This window comes from Methanocalculus sp., from assembly GCF_029762515.1.
Taxonomy (GTDB): Archaea; Halobacteriota; Methanomicrobia; order Methanomicrobiales; family Methanocorpusculaceae; genus Methanocalculus.
The window spans coordinates 1-3,054 of the sequence record NZ_JARVGN010000290.1 but is presented as its reverse complement, the minus strand read 5'-3'; the positions used below and the strand labels follow the sequence as shown (position 1 = coordinate 3,054).

Genomic DNA, 3,054 nt, shown 5'->3' with positions numbered 1-3,054 from the left:
GATCTCATATCCATGCAGTCTGAAGATGAAATCGAACCTGAGCTGATCGTTTCCTTTCCCTGTACACCCATGGGCAACAGCAAGCGCCCCTTCTTTCTTCGCAACCGCCACCGTCTCCTCGGCAATCAGTGGGCGAGCAAGGGATGTTCCCATCGGATAACCCTCATAGGAGCCATTCGCCTTGATTGCCGGGAATATATGGTTCCGAACAAACTTTTCCGTTGCATCGATGGTATAGTGGCGATCGGCAATCAGCTCGCCTTTGTCTGTTGCCATCTTCACTTCATCTTCCGGCTGGCCGACATCTACTGCGACGGTAACGACACGGTCATATCCATACCGTTCCTTTAACAAAGGAACGCAGATGGAGGTGTCAAGACCCCCGGAAAAGGATAATACTACGGTTTTCTCTGACATGGTAACACATTGATCCTTTCCAGTATTGTAATCTTTCAAAAGCAATGAGCTTTCTTCTTCAGGCTTCCGGAACTCATGTTGAATGAATCCGGCTGCCACAAAGGCTATCATCAGTATCGGATATACACTCTCTTAACAGATGCCGACCATCTACCGATATGTAATCGTATTCATTGCTCTCCTTTTTGCAGGAGTACTGGTGTCCGGGTGCCCGTTTGGAGCAACGCCTTTAAATGAGATCCCTGGACATATCAAGGCAGCCAACGATGCACTTGAAGAACTCAGTATTATCGAAGGCCGGACAAATACCTTTACACTTGATGATGAGATCTATGAGATTGATATCCTCTTTGCTTCGATGGAGGAGCTGCCTGAAGATGATGAACAACTGATGGCACGCTATACCGCATATCGTATCTGGACAGATGCACTCCGATCAGCAAGCAAGGTGGTGAATGATGATTATTCCCGATATAATGCACACCTGAGAAGGGCTGACCAGTTCTATGACGCATTCAATTATGTGGACTGGAAAAGGGAGCTGAACGAAGCAAAGACATTGGTTGAGGGAATGGAGCAGACTGCCCTCTCTGCTGCATACAGCCTTGATACAATTCCCGAAGGGTTCTTTTCTTCAAAAGAGAATGCAGAACTTCTGAGAACGCGGGCTGCAATCATGAAGATCCACCGCGAAATGCCGATCCTCAGAAGTGAACTGGATCTGTTGCTACGCACAGGATAAGTACCTTCTCCCTTCCTACTTACCTATTTCCATCACAACTCATTTACCCTCTGAGGCATCAGAATATCTATATGCCCAGGGATGAGCTGATCATCGTTATAGCGGGAATAGCTGTTGTTCTCATCATCGGTTTTTTTGTCCAGCAGCCTGCGCTCCCCTTTTCCCTTCCATGGGACATGGAGGATGGTCCCTCATTTATCCCTGATGTGGCTCCGGAGACTCCGCCAATGCCGGATCAGATCACCATCCCTTCCGGACAGCTGACGCAGGTTGTCTTCCAGATCCCCATTGATGAGCCTGATACAGTAGATACAAAACTGCCTGATCAGGTGAAACTCCAGACAAGCGATACCGCCCGTTCATTTAGTTGGTACTACGGGGAGTCGTTTTATACCTGGACTATTCATATTCCGGCAAGCCGGTACAATTATCTGGCAACTCTTCCCCGTGACAAACCAAGACCAGCTGATTACATCATGTCCGATCGTGGGAGGGCAGAACTGGATCTCGTAATTCAGGATCTCATCTCCCTTGCAGGTTCAAGGAATCTCAATGATGACCAGAGACGCGATATGGTTATTGCCTTTGTCCAGTCGCTTCCAAATAACAGGTGGGGTGCAGTTGTTGATTATGATGATTATCCAAAGTATCCTCTCCAGACCCTGTACGATGGAGGTGGTGACAGCCAGGATACGGCTATTCTTCTCACAGCACTCCTTCGTCTCCTCGGTATTGAAGCATCGCTTCTTGAAACGCCACGGCATTATGCGGTTGTCCTGCCGCTGACTGAAGCCGATAAGAAGGCGAATAAGGTATACCTGTACCAGAAGGATGCAGACACCATCCTGAAAGGCAATTATCTTGATGAAAATAATAATATCCGGGATTACTATCACAATAATCCCGGGGTTCTCAGTAGAAGTTACATTTACATCGAATCAAATATCCCGGGCAACCCCATGGGTTCTCTGCCTGTCCAATTCAGAAATGCGTATATACAGAGCCTCTACGATATTAATTACCGTCCTGAACAGCCGATTACAGGTGCGGTTATTCACCATCCCATTCGAAATCCGGATGCTGATCTGAGCTTTAGTGCCCGCCTTGTCCACTCTGATCAGCGGTATGCGTACTATCAGGTCTACTGTACTATCTCAAGTACCGGAACCGGGCCCGCACGTGATCTCACCGTTGATATGACTGCATATCCTGCAGATGGTGTGACTGATCCCTGGATATTCACTGAATCAGAATCTGTTCCACCTGTACCTGAAGGTGAAAGCCGGGTTGTCGAAGGAACATTACAGATTCCAAGGAACTCTGTAGTTCAGATAGAATGTATCCTGAGGGGATCAGGTATCGAGCAGAAAAAGAGGTTGAGTGAAGTATTTACAACCTGATATCTGGCTGTAAAATTATGAGGAGCCCCGGTTACCGGAGGTAGAATCCAAGGGGCTCAATTGTCGTCTCATTCTTTTTGTATGCTTCAATTGCCATTGCAGCAGCATCTGCTGCCGGGATGGTTGTGATATAGGGGATCCCATAATCAACGGCAATACGCATGATCTGGTAGTGATCCTGTCGTGATGTTTTGTCTGAGGGTGTGTTGATTATGAGCTGGATCTCGCCCCTCCGCATCATATCGATGACATTTGGCGATCCCTCCTGCACTTTCCGGACAAGGTTCATCCGGATGCCTGCCTGGGCAAGATGCTGGACTGTACCTGACGTCCCATAGAGCTCAAGCCCGAGATCCTGGAGTTTGCGTGCTATTGGTATGCTGACCTCTTTCTGGTCGTCATTAACGGAGATGAAGATACGCCCTTGTAGAGGGAGAGTATTGTCAGCAGCAAGGCTTGCCTTAAAAAAGGCACGTCCAAAGTCAAAATCAATCC

3 protein-coding genes and 1 pseudogene are annotated in these 3,054 nt (G+C 47.9%); 2 read left to right on the top strand and 2 right to left on the bottom strand.

Going from position 1 to position 3,054, the window contains the following annotated elements; translation table 11 throughout:
* Positions 1-417 (bottom strand): argininosuccinate synthase domain-containing protein (locus QCH34_RS09790; RefSeq protein ID WP_300333477.1); only part of this gene is annotated, 417 nt, incomplete at its 3' end.
* A 139-nt stretch (positions 418-556) separates the two neighbouring features.
* On the opposite strand from QCH34_RS09790, the gene QCH34_RS09785 reads away from it, so the two are divergent.
* Together QCH34_RS09785 and QCH34_RS09780 are read left to right on the top strand one after the other, a co-directional pair.
* Positions 557-1,159, top strand: coding sequence for a hypothetical protein (locus QCH34_RS09785; protein ID WP_300333475.1), 603 nt, complete (start codon positions 557-559; stop codon positions 1,157-1,159).
* Positions 1,160-1,230: 71 nt separating this feature from the next.
* Positions 1,231-2,559 carry a hypothetical protein gene (locus tag QCH34_RS09780; RefSeq protein WP_300333473.1) on the top strand — a complete coding sequence of 443 codons (1,329 nt, stop codon included), beginning with the start codon at positions 1,231-1,233 and terminating at the stop codon, positions 2,557-2,559.
* Between the two features lie 31 nt (positions 2,560-2,590).
* Here QCH34_RS09780 and QCH34_RS09775 read toward each other — a convergent pair.
* Positions 2,591-3,054 (bottom strand): annotated as a pseudogene (locus QCH34_RS09775) (carbamoyl-phosphate synthase large subunit); the annotation flags it as partial.